Raw genomic sequence first — 16,939 nt, 5'->3', positions numbered from 1 at the left:
GTCCCGCACGTTGTGTTCCGATCAGGAGAATCCTTTGAGCGCCACTACGCAGCACATCTACCTCGATAAGCAGCATCCCGCCCTGTGGAGAGCCCTTAACGGACTGGGGCTCAAGGTGCGGGAGGCCGCCGAAGCTGCAGGCCTGGACGAATCCACCGTGGAGCTCCTGCGGGTCCGCGTTTCACAGCTCAATGGATGTGCCTACTGCCTCGACCTTCATATAAGGGAAGCAATGGAGGCAGGCGAAACCGTGCAGCGACTTGCCGTACTGCCGGCATGGCGCGAGACAGCTCTCTTTACCGAGAAGGAGCGGGCCGCACTCGCACTGGCCGAGAGCATTACCGAACTGCCGGGCCACAGCCAGCAGGGGAACGAGGAGGCCTACGCCCGGGAGCACCTCTCGGAGGAGGAGTTCTCGGCGGTGAGCTGGTTGGCCATTGCCATGAATGCGTTTAACCGCGTCTCAATCACCAGCCACCATCCGGTTACCCGGGACCGGTAAACAGGCTGGCTGCACATATTCGGGTAGGTTATCCACAGGTCTTCCACATTGTTAATAACCGCATCCGTGCGGACCGCTACAGCGCTTTGGTACGGCAGGGCGCAGGATGCTGCTCCGGTCGAGGGGCCGCCAAGAAGTTTTCAACAGTGTGGATAACTTTCCCAACAGTTGTGGAAAACGGTGTTGCTAGGCGCTGGGACCGGGCCAGACTCCGGAAGATCCGCGCCGGTGGCTGTCCAAAAGATGGGTATCCACCATGCCGATGGCTTCCATCAGGGCAAACATGGTGGTGGGCCCTACGAAGGAGAAGCCCTTCTTCCGCAGCGCCTTGGACAGGGCGGCCGACTCAGGGGACTGTGTGGGGATGTCGGAGTGGACTGCCGGGCTGGGCGTCGCAGCCGGTTTGAACTGCCAGACGAACTCCACCAGGCCGCCTTCCTGCCGCAGTGCGAGCGTGGCCCGGGCATTGGTGATGGCGGAGCGGACTTTCAGGCGGTTCCGCACAATGCCTGGGTCCTGCATCAGGCGCTCAACGTCATCATCAGTAAACAACGCCACAGCGTCAGGGTTGAAGCCGGCGAAGGCCGCCCGGAACGCGGGGCGCTTCCGGAGGATGGTGGCCCAGGAGAGCCCTGCCTGGAAGCCCTCAAGGCAGATCCGCTCGTAGAGCCCGTGTTCATCAGTGACCGGCAGGCCCCACTCGGTGTCGTAGTACTCGCGCAGGAGCGGATCGACGGAGGCCCACAGAGGCCGGGCCAGTCCGTCCTCACCCACTACGGCGCCGCTGTCAGGAGCTATGAACGCCACCGTGTGGTCATGAGGAACCCGACGATCGCGATGCCGAACCCGGCCACGATGTTCCAGGATTCCCATGCCTGGACCGGGAGGCGGCCTTCGCTGATGTAGAAGGTGATGATCCAGAGGAGGCCGATGATCATCAGGCCGAACATCACCGGCTTGAACCAGACGGGGTTCGGCTTGTAGGCCTGCGACGAAGCCTGCTGGGTGGTGCTGGCGGTCTTCTTGCGTGGCTTTGACTCGGGCACTGGCTCTCCTTGGCGGGCTGAGGCAAGCTCGGCGTTCCGGGCTTGATATCCTGCAAGAAGGAAGTTGCCAGCGGTCTGCGCGATCTTGGTCAAATCTGGATTCTTACTAGCAGCCAATTCTAGTCGTAGTTCATGGGGCACCAGTGCCCGCCGCAACCGCCCGGAGGAGAACGCGTGGTACTGCAGGAGAAGGCGAGGCCGGCCGCTGCGCCGCGTGCCGGCGTCGTTTTTCTGCGCGGAACCATCCAGGTACTGGGTGAGCTGCTCATTACCGCCGGGGTTATCCTGCTGCTCTTTGTCGCCTGGCAGCTGTGGTGGACCAACATTGAATCGGACGCCAAGCAGAGCGAAGTGATCAAGGAGTTCGCCCAGGACCTCGACACCCCGGCACCAGCCGCGCCGGAAGCCCCCTCCGCCCCCGCGGCTCCCGCCGACTTCGGCCAGCCGGTAGTGGGGACCGCGCCGGGCCACGCCGGCACCATCGGCATCATGTACATTCCGCGGTTCGGCGGGAACTACACCAGGCCCATCGTCCAAGGCACCAGCCAGGATGTGTTGGACACCCTGGGCCTGGGGCACTACAGCAACACGGCCATGCCAGGAGCGGTGGGAAACTTCGCTGTTGCCGGGCACCGCCAGACGCACGGCGCCGTCCTGGACAATATCCACACCCTGGTGCCCGGGGACAAGATCTACGTCCAGACGAAGGACGGTTTTTACGTCTATGTTTTCCGCAACAACCAGATCGTGATGCCGTCCCGCACTGACGTCCTGGATCCGGTGCCCGCCCAGCCGGGCGTCGCCCCCACGGAAAGCTTCCTCACCATGACCAGCTGCAACCCCCGCTTCGGTGCCGAAGAGCGAATCATCGCCTACGCCCTGCTGGACACCTGGCGCCCCGCATCAGCCGGTCCGCCCGCGGAAATTGCAGCGCAGGTAGCCGCAGCGACTGGAAGAGGCTGATCATGTACGCCTGGATTTTCCGTCATCTGCCCGGGCCGCTCTGGCTGCGGATCGCCACCTCGCTGGTGCTGATCGCCGTCGCACTGGTATTGATGGTGCAGTTCCTTTTCCCGTGGATGTCCGAGTACACCCAGTTCACCGACTCAACGATTGGTTCCGCAAGCCAGCCATGACCACAACAAAAATCCTCGTGGTGGATAACTACGACAGCTTCGTCTACACCCTGGTGGGCTACCTTCAGGAACTCGGCGCCGAGACCACCGTGGTCCGCAATGACGACGTCACCCTCGCCGAAGCCATCGAACTGGCAGGCACCCGCGACGGCGTCCTCATCTCCCCGGGCCCCGGCAACCCTGCCGAGGCCGGTGTCTGCATTGAACTGATCAGATGGTGTGGCGAAAACAGCGTGCCCATGTTCGGTGTGTGCCTGGGGCACCAGGCGTTGGCGGAGGCGTTCGGCGGCAAGGTGACCCACGCGCCGGAACTGATGCACGGCAAAACATCCCTCGTGGAGCACATCGGCACCAGCGTCTTTTCGGGGCTCCCCTCCCCCGTCACCGCCACCCGCTACCACTCGCTGGCCGCCGTCCGGGACACCCTTCCGGATGTCCTGGAAGTCACTGCGGAAACCGCGTCCGGCGTAGTGATGGGGCTTCAGCACCGTACCGCGCCCCTGTGCGGGGTGCAGTTCCACCCCGAATCCGTGCTCACGGAGGGCGGCTACCAGATGCTGGGGAACTGGCTTGAGTCCCTGGGCATGAAGGGTGCCGCCGCCCGCGCCGCGAAGCTGAGCCCGCTCATCCAGCGTTAGGTCCAGGCAGCACTGACGCTCCCTCGAGGCTAGTCCTTCTTGGTGGACGTCGGTTTGGGAGTGGGAGTGGGTGTCGGAGTAGGTGACGGCGGCGGGGGCGGCGCCTTGGCCACCACGATGGCCACCGTCTTCCCCTGAGGCACCACGGAGTTCACAGGATCGCTTTGGTCCGTCACCCTGCCGGCCTCCACCTGTGCATTCTCCGCCTCGGTGACCGCCGGTGCCAGGCTGAGCTCCTTCAGGGCCGCCTCAGCTTCTTCCCGCGTCCGCCCACGGAGTTCGGGGACCGCCACCTTGCCGGTGGACACCACCAGCTCAACAGTGGTGCCGACGCCCACCATCTGCCCGGGGGCAGGGCTGGTGGTGATGACAATGCCGGCCGGAACGCTGGCGCTATTGGCTGTGGTGGTGGAGGGCGCTCCGACCAGTCCGCTCTGGCGCAGGATATCCCGGGCCGCGGCTTCCGTCTTGCCGGGCAGGCTGTCCGGAATCTTCACGGCGCTGGGCCCTTCGGAAATGTTCAGGACTACATCGGCTCCGGGGTCCAGGGAGGTGCCGGGCGCCGGATCCGTTCCGATGGCCGTGCCCTTGGGTACCGTGTCGTGCTGCAGGCGCACGATTTTCGGTTTGAGGTCCGCTCCATAGAGCTCCTGCAGCGCCGCGGATTCGGTCATCGTTGCCACCGCCGGGATCTGCACCTTGGGCGGCGGCGGGGCCGGACGGTTCACTGTGTTGTACACCCACAGCCCGCCCCCGGCGAGGACCAGGAGGGTGAAGACCACCAGGGTGGCTATCCAGGCACGACGGCGGGACTTCTGCCGGCCGGTCCGCTCACGCTCCGGAGGGAAGCCCAGGGGTAAGTCATCGCGGGCGGAAGGTTCGTAAACGGCGGAAGCGGTCTGTCCGCCGTCGTCCGCCAGGCTGCCTATGGCAGCCAGCCGGCCCGTCGGGGCATCATCAAGGAAGCCCGCGCCGGTGGCCGCGAACGCTTCGGTAACGGGCGCAGTGGAAGGGGCAGGGACGTGGTCATTAGGGTCGGTGGGGGCCTCGGAGGCTGGAGCTGCGGGCACCGGTACCCCCGCCCTTCCAGCCCGCAGGGCACGCTGGAAGGCGGCGGCGTCCTGGAACCTGTCGTTGCGGTTCTTCTGCAGCGCCTTGGCCAGCACGCTGTCCAGGGCTTCCGAAACTTCAGGGTTGAGGCTGCTGGCCGGGGCCGGAATTTCGCGCACGTGCTGGTAGGCCACTGACACGGGACTGTCGCCGACGAACGGCGGGCGGGAAGTCAACATTTCGTAGAGGAGGCAGGCGGCAGAGTAGAGGTCGCTCCGGGCGTCGACTGTTTCGCCCCGGGCCTGCTCGGGAGAGAGATACTGCGCAGTGCCCACCACGGCCTGCGTCTGGGTCATGGTGGCGGACGAATCGGCGATGGCCCGGGCGATGCCGAAGTCCATGACCTTGACCGAGTCCGTGCCTTCGCAGTACATCACGTTGGCCGGCTTGATGTCCCGGTGCACGATGCCGGCTTTGTGGCTGTACTCCAGCGCGCCGAGGACGCCCAGGCAGTAGTCGATGGCGTGGTTGATGCTGACCTCGTGGGCCCGGATCAGGTCCCGGATGGTCCTGCCTTCGACGTATTCCATAACGATGTAAGGCACCCGGACGTCGTCATCCGAACGGTCATGGACCATGTGCTCGCCGGTATCGTAAATTGCAACGATCGACGGATGGTTCAGCGCGGCCACCGCCTGCGCCTCACGCTTGAACCGGGCCTGGAACTGCGGATCCCGGGCAAGGTCCGGACGGAGCAGCTTGATGGCAACGGTCCGGCCCAGCCGGGTATCCATGCCACGGTAAACGTCGGCCATACCGCCGCGGCCGATGAGGGCGCCCAGTTCGTAGCGTCCGCTCAGGACACGCTGGCTATCCACCGGGAGGCTTTCCTCCCGGTGCAACGGTGTGCGCGGTGACTCGTTCACTGGTTGTCCTGGCGGTTACGGCTGGCAGGTAGGAGGCAGGCCGGGCAATTGGTTGTTTCCGCAAGCCGGCAGGGAGGACACAGCGGTCGGCGCGGCCGCAGGCGTGGTGGTGGGGGTAGGGGTGGGAGAGTTCGTGGTGGGCGCGGGCGACGGCGCCACCGCGTACGTCACCGTTACAGGTGAACCTACTTCCACCCTGCCTGAGCGGGACAGGGCGATCACCGTGTTGGGCGCCGACTTCCCATCAACCTGCGGCTGGACGCTGACGTCCAGGTTCAGTGCCGAGAGCTGCGACTGCACCGTCCTGTAGTCCTTGCCAAGGTAGGCCTCAGGGATGACGTCCACGGTCTCCGGGGTAGGAGTGGGAGTCGGTGTGGGCGTAGCGCGCGTCTGTGTGGGCGTGGCCGACGTGGTGGCGCGCGTGGGGCTTGCGGACGTGGCCGGCGAGCTGGTGGAGGCAGGGCTGGATGAGGGATTGCCGGACGGCGAGAAGAGTCCGAGCTGGCTGACGAGGAACCCCACCAGGGCAAACAGGAGCAGCAGGATCAGGGCAATCAATGGCCAGGTCCACGGGCTGCGGCCCTTGCGCCGGGGCTCATCGGCGGGCTCGTCGTCGTACGTTGTTTCTTCCGGCGTCCAATTCCGCTCCGCCGCCAGGGCGTTTGCGCGGGCCAGCGTTCCCTGCGGCTCGCCATCGGCTGCGGACGAGCCGGCGGCGCCTGCCGCCATCCCCGCCGCCGCTCCTGCGGCGCCGGCACCCAGGACCGGCAGCGCCGAGGTGGCAGCAGAAGACGAGTCCCGCTGTGCACCGATCACGCCGGTGGGTGCGGTGGCCGTGTCCACGGGTGCGGTAATGGGACCTGTGTCGGCATCAAACAGAAGCATGCCCGGGACCGCCGCGCGGGCGGCACTGATGTCACCGTTGCGGATGGCCTCCGCTGCTTCGGCAAGTTTAATGGCGTTCGCCGGCCGGTTCTTCGGGTCCTTGGCCAGCATGGACATCAGGAGGGCCCGCACCGGGGCGGGAAGCGACTCGGGCAGGGGCGGCGGGGCATCGTTGACCTGGGCCAGGGCGATGGCAATCTGGGACTCGCCGGAGAACGGCCGGTGCCCCGAAAGGCACTCGTAGCCGATGACGCCCAGCGAGTAGATGTCAGAAGATCCCGTGGCGGTCTGTCCGGTAGCCTGCTCAGGTGCCAGATACTGCGCGGTGCCCATCACCTGGCCGGTCTGCGTGAGCGGGACCTGGTCGGCAAGCCGGGCGATGCCGAAGTCGGTGACCTTCACCCGTCCGTCGGGGGTAATCAGGAGGTTGCCGGGCTTCACGTCGCGGTGCACCAGGCCCTGGGCGTGGGCAACGGACAGCGCGCGTGCCGTCTGGGCGATCATGGACAGGGTGCGGTCCGGGGACAGCACCTGCTCATGCTCGATGATGCTGCTCAGCGGCTGGCCCGGAACGAGTTCCATCACCAGGTAGGCCGAGCCCTCTTCCTCGCCGTAGTCGAAGACATTGGCGATGCCCACGTGGTTGAGCAGGGCCGTGTGCCGGGCCTCCGCGCGGAAGCGCTGAAGGAAGCCGGGGTCCCCCGTGTATTCCTCTTTCAGCACCTTGATGGCGACGATGCGGCCCAGGACGAGGTCTTTGGCTTTCCAGACTTCACCCATGCCGCCAATCGCGATCCGCGTAGTCAGCTGGAATCTGCCGCCGAGGGTGATTCCGGTTGTAGGCCTCACTTATTCAACACCGCCTCAAAAATCTTCTTCGCGTTCGGACTGGTTAGCTGCGCGCCGGTGGTGATGTTCACGCCTTCCATAACGATCGTGACTCCCACCTGCGGGTTGTTTGCGGGGGCGAACCCGGTGAACCACGAGTTGTTGACGCCATTGCCCAACTCTGCGGTTCCTGTTTTGCCGGCCACCTGAACACCGGGGACTGCTGCCCTGTTGGCGATGCCCTGGCTGACCGCGCTGACCATCCATTCGGTGATCTGGTTGGCGATCTCCGGAGTGGTGGAGGTCCGCAGCTGCGCAGGCTGCGGTTCCTCGATGACCCGCAGGTCCGGGGAGCGCAGGGCCTTGACCAGGGTCGGTCTCATTTGAACCCCGTCATTGGCGATCGCTGCCGTCATCATGGCGATCTGCAGCGGTGTGGCCCGGACGTCCCTTTGCCCGATGGCGGACTGGGCCAATCCCGGCGCGTCCAGGTCGTCGGGGAAACCGTTGCCCGGGGCGTAACCGAGCTTCAGCTGGTCGCCCATCTCCTCGCCAAAGCCGAACTTCCTGGCCTGTTCGGCGATGGCGTCCCGTCCCAGATCGAGGGCAATGCTGGCGAACGGGGTGTTGCAGGACTGCTGCAGGGCGAAAGCGAAGTCCGCGGTGTTCCGGGTGTAGCAGTTGCCGCCGGCGTAGTTGGGCAGCTTGTACTGGATGCCATCGAAGGGCATTTCAGCCGGATTGGGAAGCTCGCTGTCCTTGTTGTACTTGCCGGAGGCGAGGGCAGCGGCGGTGTCCACCAGTTTGTAGACCGAGCCGGGTGCAAGGAGCTCGCCCGTGGGCCCGGAGACGTTGGAATTGAGGTTGATGCCGGGAACCTTGACGAGTTCGTTGATGTTGGCCGATTCCTCGTCAAGGTTCTGCGTGGCCACCAGGTTCGGGTTGTAGGACGGCTTGGACGCCATGGCCAGGATGGCCCCCGTCTTGGGGTTGGTCACGACGATCGAGCCGCGCTGGCCGTCCGGGATCAGGTCATACGCGAGCTTCTGAATCTTGGGGTCGATGGTGAGTTCAACCGAGGCACCTTTGGGCTGGTTTCCCAGGAACAGCTGGCCTACCCGGTCCAGGAAGAGCTGGTCCGAATTGCCTGCCAGCTGCTGGCTCATGGCCTGTTCCAGGCCCGTGGCACCATAACTCTGGGAGAAATACCCGGTGATGCCGGCATACAGTTCAGGCTGCGGGTAGGTGCGCTGGAACTTGCACGTTTCCGAACCGCTCTCCACCGATTCCGCCACCGGACTGCCGCCCACGATGATGGCGCCGCGGTCATTGCAATAGTTCTGCAGGATGGCGCGCTGGTTCAGCGGGTTCGCCTTGAGGTCGTCCGCACCCACCACCTGGACGAAGCTGATGGCGCCGAAGAGCAGCGCGAACATGGCGACTGCCGCTACCCAAGAATGGCGTATTGCCTGGTTCACGGGTGCTTCACCGCCTCGGTAGGAGTATCAATGCCCATGGAATCCGCTTCTTTTGCGGCTGGCAGCGGAGTGGTATCCACCGGTCCGCGGGCGGTATGGGAAATCATCAGGAGCAGGCCCACGATGATCCAGTTGGCCAGCAGTGAGGATCCGCCGGCAGCCAGGAACGGGGTGGTGAGGCCGGTCAACGGAATGAGCCGCGTGACGCCGCCGATCACCACGAAGCACTGCAGCGCCACGGCGAAGGACAGGCCGCAGGCCAGCAGTTTGCCGAACGCGTCCCGCGTTCCGAGCGCGGCGCGGAAACCACGGGTGAACAGCAGCAGGTACATCAGGACGAGGGCAAACAGTCCGATCAGCCCCAGCTCCTCGCCCAGGGAGGCGATGATCATGTCACTGTTGGCAAAGGGCACCAGATCAGGGCGGCCTTGGCCCAGGCCCGTGCCCACCAGGCCGCCGTTGGCCATGCCGAAGAGACCCTGGATCACCTGCCGGCTGCCATTCTCATAAACCTCGGGGGAAAAGGCATTGAGCCATCCGAAGACGCGCTGCTGAACGTGGGAAAACACCTGCGCCGCCACGAACCCGCCTCCAAGGATGAGGGCCAGGCCGATCACCACCCAGCTGATACGGCTGGTGGCCACGTAGATCATCACGATGAAGAGACCGAAGAACAGGACCGAGGAACCCAGGTCGCGCTGGAAGATGAGCACGCCAATGCTGACCAGCCAGGCCGTGATCATGGGACCCATGTCCTTGAAACGGGGGAACTGCAGCGGCCCGATCTTCCGGCCCGCCAGCAGGATGAGGTCGCGGTTGGACGATAGATACCCGGCAAAGAATATGGCGAGGGTGATCTTTGCGACTTCGCCCGGCTGGAACGTCATGGGGCCCAGCCGGATCCACACGCGCGCGCCCAAGATCTCGCCGGCGCTGATCCCGGGAATCAGCGGCAGCAACAGCAGCAGGGCGCTGGCGGCCAGGGAGATGAACGTAAACCTTCGCAGGACCCGGTGGTCCTTCAGGAACCAGATCACGGCAATGGCAACGGCCATGGCGATGAGGGTCCACCGGAGCTGGTTGTTGCCGGTATCGTCCCCGGGGGCATCAAGGCGGTGGATCATGGCCAGGCCAAGTCCGTTCAGGGCCCCACCACCAGGGGAAGTATTATCGGGTCGGCATATTTCGCCCGGAACCGCAGCACACCGTGGAAGACCAGGGCGGCCACGGCGAGGAGGCTCGACTGGAACCAGAAATCCGAATCGAAGGCCTTTTCCTGGTCTACGCCCACCAGCATGTTGGCGCCGATGCCTACTGCGAGGGCAAGCAGGAGCAGGGCGAGTTCCACGTTCCGTCGTGGCTTGGGCGTGGTACTGAGCTGGCTCATTGGCCCACCTCGCAGGTGATTGTGGGACTGGGTGTGGGGGACGGAGCTGCCGCCGACGGGGCCGCGGGAGTGGCTGACGCGCCAGGTGCCGGTGCGGGTTCCCCTGTGGCCGGCGGGCTGGGCGGGGGCGTGGAGGCAGCAGGGGATGCCGACGGCGTGGCGCAGCCTTCTTCCGGCGAGGTGGTGCCGGTAAGTTCGAGGTTCTTCACGATGCGCTGGGCGTCGTAGAGGTCTTTGGCGGGGACCGTCTGGCGGACCCGTTGCTGCGAGAACGGTGGGAGCGAGTCCATCCGGATCTCGGTGACCGTTTCGAGGGTGGAAAGCTGGATGGGTCCGAGCCGTTGGGAGACCCCGTTGAAAATGGCCACCCGGGAGTCGGCCTCACCTATGTAGTAGCGGGTTTGGGTCCAGGCGTAGCCGAGCCAGAGCCCCACCGTCAGGACTACCAGCACGGCGGCGGCGATGGACCAGGTCACCCACCGGCGCGGCTTGAGTGGCACCAGGGTCTCTTCACCGTCACCGGCCTGGGGGTCAGCCTTGTGCGTGAGTAGGGTGGCGGCCCGCCGAGCCACGGTGCGGCCGGCAATGGTGGGGATGGATCCGGTTTCCGCAGCAGCAGCGGCTGCTCCCACAAGTTCGTGCGGGCGGGAGGCAAGTTCTTCCCGCAGTACTTCCGCCGTCAGGTGTTCGCCGAGGTGCGGGTCCGTGGAGCCGGCATCAGCGGAAGCCTGCTCGGGCGAGGGTGATTCGGGGTCTGCTTCCGAGCCTGATTTATCGCCGTTTTTGCCTGGTTCCGCCGCGGCAGGGTCCCCACCGGTACCTTTTGGCGGGTTGGCGGCAGGTGTTTGTGCTGGGGCGGCAGCAGGTGGTTCTGCGGCTGCCCCTTGAGGCGCCTTGGCTGCAAGGGGACGTGCGCTCTCCGCCGCGGCGGGGGCTTTGGTGGTTCCCGGGGGAGGAATGACTTCGACGGCGGCCGTACTGACGTCGTCGGGCGTTTCCTCAACGATCTCGAGCATCACCACGGTGACGTTGTCCGGGGAGCCGGCCTCAAGGGTGAGGTCCACCAGGGTTTCCACGCATTCGCGCAGGTCCCTGGTCTCGCGCACGGTCCGTTCAACGGCGTGCCCGGCCACGTAGTTGAGCCCATCGGAGCAGAGGAGCCAGCGTTCGCCCGGCCTGACCTCGAGTGTGTCCAGGTCCAGTTCCGGGCTGGCATCCACATCGCCCAGGACCCGCATCAGGACGTTTTTGTGCGGATGGGTTTCGGCCTCCTCGGGGCGGAGCCGTCCTTCGTCGATGAGCCGCTGCACAAAAGTGTGGTCAATGCTGACCTGCTCGAACTTGCCGTCCCGCAGGCGGTACGCGCGTGAGTCGCCGATGTGGGCGAAGTGCAGCTTCCCTTCGGCGAGCAGGAGCGCGGTGACGGTGGTGCCCATGCCGGCCAGTTTGGGGTTGATGTGCACCAGCTCGGACAGGAGGGAGTTGGCGGTCTGGATCTCGTCCGCCAGGGTGGTGCCGGCGTCGCCCTCGTAATCGCCGCGGTCCAGGTGGATCATGTCCAGCACGGTGGCAGCAGAGGCAACGTCGCCGCCCGCGTGGCCGCCCATGCCGTCGGCGACTACGGCCAGATGGCGTCCTGCGTAGGCGGAGTCATCGTTTTTCGAGCGGATTTTGCCGACGTCCGACTGCGCGGCGAAGCGCATGATGAGCGGCCGCTCCACCGGCTTGGGGTCGGTTGCGGGGCTTTGCGGTTCGGCCACGCCTATGGCCTCAATTCGATGACCGTCTTGCCGATCCTCACGGGAACGCCAGGTTCAACGGGCAGGGCGCGGGTCAGCTGCTGGTCGCCCAAATAGGTGCCGTTGGTGGAGCCGAGGTCCTCAATGAACCAGCGGCTGCCCTGGGGAAAGAGCCTGGCATGCCGGCCGGACGCATAGTCATCCTCCAGGACCAGGGTGGCCTCCTGCGCGCGGCCCAGCAGGATGGGGCTTGCGGCCAGCGGAAGCGTTGAACCCTTGAGCGGGCCTTCGACCACCACGAGCTGCCTGGCTTGCTGCTTGACCGGCTGCGGCGGCCCCTCGGCCAGTTCCGGGTTTTTCCGGACCTGGCGGGCAGTGGGGGCCCCGGCAGCGGCTTTGCGGCCCACCATGAGGTCGCGACGCATGGCCGAAACGATGCTGAAGATCAGCACCCACAGCAGCAGCAGGAAGCCGAACCGCAGGGCGGTGATGGTCAGTTCACTCATGCGGAGCCGCCAGGGCCGGCCGGGAGCAGGCGGAAGATGATCTTTGTCCGTCCCATCGTGATGGTGGAGCCGTCGGTAAGTTCGGTGCTGCCGGAAACCTTGTGTCCGTTGACGTAGCTGCCGTTGGTGGAGCCCATGTCGACTGCGCTGGTGATGCCGTTGGCCGTCCGGATTTCAAGGTGGCGGCGTGAAACTCCGGTGTCCTCGACGTGGATGTCCGCTTCCGAGGACCTGCCCAGCACGATGGACGGAGCGTTCAGTGAGTACCGCTGCCCATCGATGTCCAGAACGGGCTGCAGACGGACGGGCTGGCGGCTGGGAGCGGCGGGCACGCTGGGACGGGCAGGAGCAGTACCGGCAGCGCCCTGGGACTTTTCCGTCGAGGAAACAATCTCGAAGTCCCCGGGCCGCAATTCGGACTCGCGCCGGAAGGAAATCCGCACCGGGCCCTGCAGGATGTAGCCCTGGCTGCGCACGTGGTTGATCACCACGTCGCACAGTTCCTCGGCCAGCGCGGTGCCCCATTCCTGGGCCCGTTTGAAGTCCTCATCGCTGAGCTGGACGTCGAAAACGTTTGGCACCAGGGTGCGTCCGGCAGAAACGGTGAGGGACTTGTGGTCCACTTCCCGCCGGAGCCGGCTGGCGACCTCCACAGGTTCAACCTGGGCGCGCGAGCCGGTGGAGAAGACGCCGCGGACGGCCTTTTCGATGCCGCGCTCCACCTTGTCCAGCAGACCCATGGTTCTTCTCCTTTCCCCCCGGCTGCGGGGCAGTTTTCGTTCCGTAAGTTCACGTGCAGCGCTGTTCGCAGGCGTGCGGTGTGCCCGCATACAGCAGCCACTCCTACATCAGATACTACTGGGCAGGCCTGTGAATGACCTTAATCCACAACGGCCGGGCGCCGCCAAAAGTTCAGCTCCCTACCGTCAGCAGCGCGGTGCCGGGCCCGTTGTTTGCTGATGTGAGGGGTTCATTTGGTCCCTTGTTGCCGGCGCCAAGGAGCGGGTCCGGGGCTCAATTGGTGTTTTCCCGCCAATGTCCGTTATGCTTGATCTCGCTGCTTTTACAGGGTTGCGGATCCGGGAAACCGACCGGAATTCAGTAAAGGAAGTTGCGCGCGAGTGGCGGAACGGCAGACGCGCTGGCTTCAGGTGCCAGTATCCGAAAGGGTGTGGGGGTTCAAATCCCCCCTCGCGCACGCAAAATGAAGAGCCCCGGTCAGTAGACCGGGGCTCTTCTGTTTAACCTCAGACCGCGGGTCCTGGGCTTGGCCGCTGACCCTTGTTCGCGGATCCGGGCTTTGAAGGTTCGGATCCGCGAACAAGCTTAGGATGCGGCGCTTCGTCGGGAGGTGCCTCGGGTCAGGGGCGCGCGGAAGCCTTGAACCGTCGTCGTGAGTTGGCCAGGTGGCTGCGCATGGCAGCCGCTGCGGCAGCCTCGTCACCGTCGGCGATGGCGTCCGAGATGGAACGGTGCTCCTGGACCACCTGGTCGAAGTGGTCCCGGGCGTAATGTTCGACGCCGGTCATCAGCCGGGTGCGCGGCATCGCGATCATCGTCTGGCCGAGGGCAGCCAGGCAGTCTGAGTAATAGGGGTTGCCGGAAGCGGCGGCCACGGCGCGGTGGAACTCGAAATCGGACTTCATCGCATGCGCGGGGTGGCCGGCGCTGGCTGCGAACTCCTCGAGTGCCGCGGCGACGGCCCGCAGTTGCCGCTCGGTGTGGTTACGGGCGGCCAGCGCAGCAGCTTCGGTCTCGACGCCCATGCGGAATTCGAGCAGGTGGAGCCTGTCCTCCATGCTGGCTACCGGACGGGCCCCGGGTGCTGCCTGGGGCCCGTCCGACGGCGGGGTGAGGGCGAAGCTGCCACGCCCCCGTTCGGTTTCAACAAGTCCCTCGGCCTGGAGCCGGGTGAGCGCTGATCGGACAACCGTCCGGCTCACGCCGAAGTCGCTGATGAGCGTGTTCTCGCTGGGGAGCTTCTCGCCCGGCTGGATGACGCCGTCCACGATGCGGGTGCGAAGGTCAGCGGCAAGGTCCGCGGTGAGGTTCCGGCTCATGGCAACAAGGTTACGCGCCGAACTCCACGGACTCGGTGGTCCAGGCGCGTGCCTGGTCGGTGAGGGTGACGCCGAGGCCGGGGCGGTCCGGGACAATCATGCGGCCGTTCTTGGTTTCGAGGCGCTCGTTGAACAGGGGATCGAGCCAGTCGAAGTGCTCCACCCAGGGCTCGCGCGGGTAGGCGGCGGCGAGGTGGAGGTGGATTTCCATGGCGAAGTGCGGGGCCAGGCCCAGCCCGCGCTCGTCCGCGAGGGCGGCGAGGCGGAGGAACTGCGTGATGCCGCCGACGCGGGGGGCGTCGGGCTGGATGATGTCGCAGCCGTTGGCGTTGATGAGGCCCTTGTGTTCGGCTACGGAAGCGAGCATTTCACCGGTGGCGATGGGGGTGTCCAGGATGTTTGCGAGGTGTGCGTGGCCCTCGAAGTCGTAGGCGTCCAGGGGTTCTTCGATCCAGATGAGGTTGAATTCCTCGAGCTGGCGGCCCATGCGGAGGGCTGTGGCGCGGTCCCACTGCTGGTTGGCGTCCACCATGAGCGGGACGTCCCAGCCGATGTGCTCGCGGATGCCGGCGACGCGGCGCAGGTCTTCCTTGCTGTCCGGGAGGCCCACTTTGATCTTGATGCCGCCGATACCCTCTTCGATGGACTGCGTGGCGCGTGCCTTCACTTCGTCCAGGGTGGCGTTGAGGAAGCCGCCGGAGGTGTTGTAGGTCTGGACCGAGTCGCGGTAGGAGCCGAGGAACTTGGCCAGCGGCAGGCCGGCGCGCTTGGCCTTGAGGTCGTAGAGGGCGATGTCGATGGCGGCCAATGCCTGGGTGGCGACGCCGGACCGGCCCACCGAGGCGCCTGCCCAGAGCAGCTTGGTATAGATCTTGGCGATGTCGTTGGGGTCCTCGCCGATGATGCCCTGCGCCACTTCCTTGGCGTGGGCGTACTGGGCGGGGCCGCCGGCGCGCTTGGAGTAGCTGAAGCCGACGCCGGTGTGCCCCAGTTCGGTGGTGATCTCGGCGAAGAGGAAGACCACCTCCGTCATGGGCTTCTGCCGGCCCGTGAAGACCTTGGCGTCGCTAATGGGAACGGCGAGGGGGAGGCGGGCGGTGGACAGTTTGACGTGCCGGATCAGATCGACGGTACTCATGGGTTCTCCTTCGGGCGGGGGCTCCTTCGCCCGCCCTCTTAGGATATAAGTTTGCCACTTGTATTACAAGTAGCTTTGTCTTCTTGAGATGGATATTGGCCGCTGCTTATCTTTCGGCACACCTTCTGCCGCACGCGGAACGAGGAGCTAATGGTCCATTCCTTCCTTAGGCCGCGGACGAATCTACCGAGCTCTATTGGCTTTGGACCCAGGTCGGGGAGCTCCAGGCGTATTGGTCGTTGTGTTGCCGGACCCTTGCGTAGTACCAGTCGCGAGGGCTTCCGGATCCTTTATCCACAAGCTCGAGATTTATGTGGCGTTTGTTTCGGGGGGAGGCACGGTGCATGAGGATCGCGCCGGAAAGAAAGCCGGATGTGTATCCAGCCCGTGAACCGCGACGAAGCTCCGCGACCGAGTGTCTCATCTCGACGCCGTTGAACCTGCCAACCAGCGTTGTGCGATCATCGCCAATCACATGCAAGGCAAGCTGTTGCGTAGCGTCCGTCGTAACCGTCGGATTGCCCCTGGTTTCCGTGATAAAGACAACGCGGTGCTCATCCATTTGCCGCCAGGCTGAGAAACTGAATTTGCCCCTGATGGAGCCACTTGGCGCGACGATGTCATTGCCATGAAGCCGTGGTTCAACCGCAGTGATGACCCCGCCGAGGACTTCGAGTTCGATGTCCCATGCTTCTTTTACTCCGACTTCACCCCATCCGACGCTGACGGAGAGGATGCCATCAAAAAGTTTCTCAGGAGTGCCTGGGGGCGATGCTCGCGCAATGATTTCCCCGTTGCGTACGAGCTCCACGTAATCCACGGAGTCACCGCCTCCCACTTCTATAGCTATCTCTCTGTCGCCGTTGCTTAGGATCTCGGCCCCCATGGGATGGCCGTTGACACTTGTGGCCAGCATGATCCGGTCTCCGGTAACGGCGTAAGTGCGCCTGGCGCGTACGGCGTTCCAGATGCCGTCCCGCGTAAGCTCGTCTGCCCAAACCATTGCCCTGCCGTAACCGTGGCTTCCAGGGTGGGCACTGTGGTGATCGGTCGATCCAATGAAGCCAAAGACTTTGCCCAACTCCAAGCCGTGCTGGGCAGTGCTGCGTGTGTCCCGCGGACCCATCGTGTGCAAATACTTCCGCGGTGCCTGGTCGTGCTCTCCACACCCGTGCATGGAAACGATTTCCACCACCGGGGCAAACTCTTCACTGTACGTTCCCCAGTTGATGCCGCGACGCCCGGGTAAATAGCCGATGTGGTGTGGCACTGCAAGAGCATCCAGCCCACTGGCTTTGAGCTTCCGGAGCTCACACCGGAGTTCCTCCAGGCTATTAGCAGAGGCGGGGCTCAGGGGCCCCCGCCCCGACTTGTAGTAGATGCAGTGGTCGCCGTACGCCATGCTGTGCCACTCGAACGAGAGCAAGGATACAAAGACGCCGTCCTGATGTACGCCTTCGGTGACGTCCTGGACGTGAGCCCATTGGTCCTTAAGGCGCGCAAACCCCTTGCGGTGATACTCATTCACATCTGCTGGCCCGTCAGGCATGTCGTGCCAGTTCGCGTGGCCCGTTACGCTGCCAAAATCGAGCTGAAGTCGGGCATTCCGATAGGCGTCTT

The 16,939-nt window shown here is 64.9% G+C and carries 15 protein-coding genes, 1 tRNA gene and 1 pseudogene; 5 read left to right on the top strand and 12 right to left on the bottom strand.

Annotated elements, in window-relative coordinates; translation table 11 throughout:
* Positions 1-34 precede the first annotated feature (34 nt).
* Complete coding sequence (locus tag QF047_RS21210; protein WP_307281211.1) at positions 35-502, top strand: carboxymuconolactone decarboxylase family protein; 468 nt, start codon at positions 35-37, stop codon at positions 500-502.
* A 186-nt stretch (positions 503-688) separates the two neighbouring features.
* On the opposite strand, the gene QF047_RS21205 is transcribed toward QF047_RS21210, so the two are convergent.
* A complete protein-coding gene (locus QF047_RS21205) occupies positions 689-1,300 on the bottom strand; it encodes a DNA-3-methyladenine glycosylase I (protein WP_307282115.1) in 612 nt (203 codons plus the stop codon).
* Complete coding sequence (locus QF047_RS21200) at positions 1,297-1,548, bottom strand: cell division protein CrgA (RefSeq protein WP_306636890.1); 252 nt, start codon at positions 1,546-1,548, stop codon at positions 1,297-1,299. The genes QF047_RS21205 and QF047_RS21200 overlap by 4 nt, the downstream gene beginning before the upstream one ends.
* Before the next feature lie 174 nt (positions 1,549-1,722).
* Between QF047_RS21200 and QF047_RS21195 the strand changes: the two genes are divergently transcribed.
* From QF047_RS21195 to QF047_RS21185, 3 genes are read left to right on the top strand one after another with little or no spacing between them, the layout of a single operon-like run.
* Positions 1,723-2,511 carry a class E sortase gene (locus tag QF047_RS21195; protein ID WP_307281208.1) on the top strand — a complete coding sequence of 263 codons (789 nt, stop codon included), beginning with the start codon at positions 1,723-1,725 and terminating at the stop codon, positions 2,509-2,511.
* Between the two features lie 2 nt (positions 2,512-2,513).
* Entirely contained in the window at positions 2,514-2,684 is a 171-nt protein-coding gene (locus QF047_RS21190) for a hypothetical protein (protein ID WP_307281204.1), read from the top strand.
* Positions 2,681-3,322: an aminodeoxychorismate/anthranilate synthase component II gene (locus QF047_RS21185; protein ID WP_306636896.1), complete on the top strand. Its 642-nt coding sequence runs from the start codon at positions 2,681-2,683 to the stop codon at positions 3,320-3,322. The genes QF047_RS21190 and QF047_RS21185 overlap by 4 nt, the downstream gene beginning before the upstream one ends.
* A 29-nt stretch (positions 3,323-3,351) precedes the next feature.
* Here the strand turns inward: QF047_RS21185 and pknB are convergent, their stop codons facing one another.
* The 7 genes and pseudogenes from pknB to QF047_RS21150 all read right to left on the bottom strand — a co-directional run bounded on the left by pknB (position 3,352) and on the right by QF047_RS21150 (position 12,861).
* Positions 3,352-5,250: a Stk1 family PASTA domain-containing Ser/Thr kinase gene (gene pknB / locus QF047_RS21180; RefSeq protein WP_307281200.1), complete on the bottom strand. Its 1,899-nt coding sequence runs from the start codon at positions 5,248-5,250 to the stop codon at positions 3,352-3,354.
* A 63-nt stretch (positions 5,251-5,313) separates the two neighbouring features.
* Complete coding sequence (locus tag QF047_RS21175; protein ID WP_307281198.1) at positions 5,314-7,032, bottom strand: serine/threonine-protein kinase; 1,719 nt, start codon at positions 7,030-7,032, stop codon at positions 5,314-5,316.
* Positions 7,029-8,489 (bottom strand): penicillin-binding protein 2, encoded by a 1,461-nt coding sequence (locus QF047_RS21170; protein WP_306636902.1) that lies wholly within the window; start codon positions 8,487-8,489, stop codon positions 7,029-7,031. The genes QF047_RS21175 and QF047_RS21170 overlap by 4 nt, the downstream gene beginning before the upstream one ends.
* Positions 8,486-9,876: pseudogene (locus QF047_RS21165) on the bottom strand (FtsW/RodA/SpoVE family cell cycle protein). Before QF047_RS21165 ends, QF047_RS21170 begins: the two are co-directional and overlap by 4 nt.
* Complete coding sequence (locus tag QF047_RS21160) at positions 9,873-11,636, bottom strand: PP2C family serine/threonine-protein phosphatase (RefSeq protein WP_373427785.1); 1,764 nt, start codon at positions 11,634-11,636, stop codon at positions 9,873-9,875. Before QF047_RS21160 ends, QF047_RS21165 begins: the two are co-directional and overlap by 4 nt.
* Positions 11,637-11,638: 2 nt before the next feature.
* Positions 11,639-12,121, bottom strand: a complete 483-nt coding sequence (locus QF047_RS21155; RefSeq protein ID WP_306636906.1) for an FHA domain-containing protein — start codon at positions 12,119-12,121, stop codon at positions 11,639-11,641.
* Positions 12,118-12,861, bottom strand: a complete 744-nt coding sequence (locus QF047_RS21150) for a DUF3662 and FHA domain-containing protein (protein ID WP_307281189.1) — start codon at positions 12,859-12,861, stop codon at positions 12,118-12,120. Before QF047_RS21150 ends, QF047_RS21155 begins: the two co-directional genes overlap by 4 nt.
* A 375-nt stretch (positions 12,862-13,236) precedes the next feature.
* Here QF047_RS21150 and QF047_RS21145 point away from each other — a divergent pair.
* Positions 13,237-13,319, top strand: a tRNA-Leu gene (locus QF047_RS21145).
* A gap of 163 nt (positions 13,320-13,482) precedes the next feature.
* Here QF047_RS21145 and QF047_RS21140 read toward each other — a convergent pair.
* The 3 genes from QF047_RS21140 to QF047_RS21130 all read right to left on the bottom strand — a co-directional run bounded on the left by QF047_RS21140 (position 13,483) and on the right by QF047_RS21130 (position 16,721).
* The gene (locus tag QF047_RS21140; RefSeq protein WP_307281186.1) at positions 13,483-14,181 is read right to left on the bottom strand and encodes a FadR/GntR family transcriptional regulator; all 699 of its coding nucleotides are present in this window, start codon (positions 14,179-14,181) and stop codon (positions 13,483-13,485) included.
* Between the two features lie 10 nt (positions 14,182-14,191).
* Entirely contained in the window at positions 14,192-15,319 is a 1,128-nt protein-coding gene (locus QF047_RS21135; RefSeq protein WP_307281183.1) for a mandelate racemase/muconate lactonizing enzyme family protein, read from the bottom strand.
* A 193-nt stretch (positions 15,320-15,512) separates the two neighbouring features.
* The gene (locus QF047_RS21130; RefSeq protein ID WP_307281181.1) at positions 15,513-16,721 is read right to left on the bottom strand and encodes a DUF3604 domain-containing protein; all 1,209 of its coding nucleotides are present in this window, start codon (positions 16,719-16,721) and stop codon (positions 15,513-15,515) included.
* Positions 16,722-16,939: the final 218 nt, after the last annotated feature.

The organism is Arthrobacter sp. W4I7 (assembly GCF_030816215.1).
In the GTDB taxonomy this organism is placed as follows: domain Bacteria; phylum Actinomycetota; class Actinomycetes; order Actinomycetales; family Micrococcaceae; genus Arthrobacter; species Arthrobacter siccitolerans_A.
Note: the sequence above shows the minus strand (reverse complement) of the source record. Positions and strands in the feature narration are given on the sequence as shown.

What these genes read in the sequence shown, in the direction of transcription:
- QF047_RS21190 (WP_307281204.1), top strand. Translation starts at nt 2,514, where the DNA reads ATGTACGCCTGGATTTTCCGTCATCTGCCCGGGCCGCTCTGGCTGCGG.
- QF047_RS21185 (WP_306636896.1), top strand. Translation starts at nt 2,681, where the DNA reads ATGACCACAACAAAAATCCTCGTGGTGGATAACTACGACAGCTTCGTC.
- QF047_RS21150 (WP_307281189.1), bottom strand. Translation starts at nt 12,861, where the DNA reads ATGGGTCTGCTGGACAAGGTGGAGCGCGGCATCGAAAAGGCCGTCCGC.
- QF047_RS21135 (WP_307281183.1), bottom strand. Translation starts at nt 15,319, where the DNA reads ATGAGTACCGTCGATCTGATCCGGCACGTCAAACTGTCCACCGCCCGC.
- QF047_RS21140 (WP_307281186.1), bottom strand. Translation starts at nt 14,181, where the DNA reads ATGAGCCGGAACCTCACCGCGGACCTTGCCGCTGACCTTCGCACCCGC.
- QF047_RS21155 (WP_306636906.1), bottom strand. Translation starts at nt 12,121, where the DNA reads ATGAGTGAACTGACCATCACCGCCCTGCGGTTCGGCTTCCTGCTGCTG.
- QF047_RS21130 (WP_307281181.1), bottom strand. Translation starts at nt 16,721, where the DNA reads ATGGCGTACGGCGACCACTGCATCTACTACAAGTCGGGGCGGGGGCCC.